At 57.5% G+C, this 1,303-nt stretch carries 1 pseudogene; it reads left to right on the top strand.

The annotated features are described in order from the left end of the window. Nucleotides 1–90: 90 nt before the first annotated feature. A pseudogene (locus tag G9463_RS23685) lies at nt 91–975 on the top strand (IS1595 family transposase). Nucleotides 976–1,303 lie beyond the last annotated feature (328 nt).

The following is a 1,303-nucleotide window of genomic DNA, read 5'->3' as shown; positions in this document are numbered from 1 at the left end:
CGCTCTTGCGTAGGAGATTGTGGATATTGTTGAGCGGCAGCTGTGGATTCGAAGAGGACAAGGGCACCGCGTCAGCGGTGCCCGACACGAATGATTCCGCTAGATGTGTTTGGATCGGAATCGGTCGCGGCGGACCTGCTGGAACAGGTTCGCTGGCGTGACGGTGTTACCTGTCCTCGCTGCCGTTCTGACCGGACGGTCAGAAACGGCAGCTACAGAGAGTTTCAGCGGTATCTCTGTAAGAATTGCGACCGCACGTTCAACGACAAGACTGGGACAATCTTCGCTCACTCGAAGATTGCGCTCCGCCGGTGGTTGTTCTCGATCTACGCGTTTCTCCGGTTTAACACCAGTCTCCGCCAACTACAGTGCGAGATCGAAGTCACACACAAAACCATGCACCGGCGCATCGAGCGCTTCGTTAGAGCGCTCGATGCGCCTTCCCTCGAACTCGTCGGACCGGTTGAAATCGACGAAGTGTACGTCTCTGCCGGGAAGAAAGGCCGCGAGCGCGACCGGGAGTCGCGCTCGCGTGGCCTGTCCACGCGTGGGCGTGGTTCGTATAATGGAGACAAGCCACCGGTTTTCATCATCGCCGACCGCGGCACCGGACAGCGGTACGTGATCCCGGCGAAAGCCGCAGACGAATCGACGATTCGACTCCTGCTGGCCGACCGCCAGCAGGAGTCGCTCACTGTCTATACCGACGGCTTTCGAGCATACGAACCGCTCGAAGACGACGACGTATTCGACCGCGAATACGTCGTCCACGGCGACGGTGAATACGCCGACGATGAGGTGCACGTCAACACCTGCGAGAGCCACGCGTCGCAGGTGCGACGGTGGCTCTCGCCCCACTGAGGTATCTCCAAAGACAAGCTGACACAGTATCTTAGAGCGTTTCAGCTACGCCGAGAGCTGTTTCGGAAACCCGGCCGAGATGCTCTCAAACACGCTGTTCAAGCAACGCTGTGAAATCAACAATGTGCTACGGATGAGCGCGGGAAGATTATGACCGGGTTGTGCGTGCGCTTGTTGACTCCAGAACAATCCCTGAAGTGAATGCTGGCCGCGTCCATGGATCACTTGGGCGGGTACATCCTGACCCAGCGGTGCTATATCTGTTCACTGAGTATGGAATCCAGTTCGTTCTTGGATCGGACAGCCACACGCCTGTGGAACTCTCGGAGCGAGTCCCCCAACTACGGGCGGTGACTGGAACTTCAGACCGGTATCCTGTTTCTGAGGTACTACGTGACAATCAACAGTAAGTTCTGGAAACTGCGCTTCAGTGGGTTCGGTT

Origin of the sequence: Haloarcula sp. JP-Z28, assembly GCF_011440255.1 — an archaeon.
Taxonomy (GTDB): Archaea; Halobacteriota; Halobacteria; order Halobacteriales; family Haloarculaceae; genus Haloarcula; species Haloarcula marismortui.
This window is presented reverse-complemented; position numbering and strand designations above follow the sequence as displayed.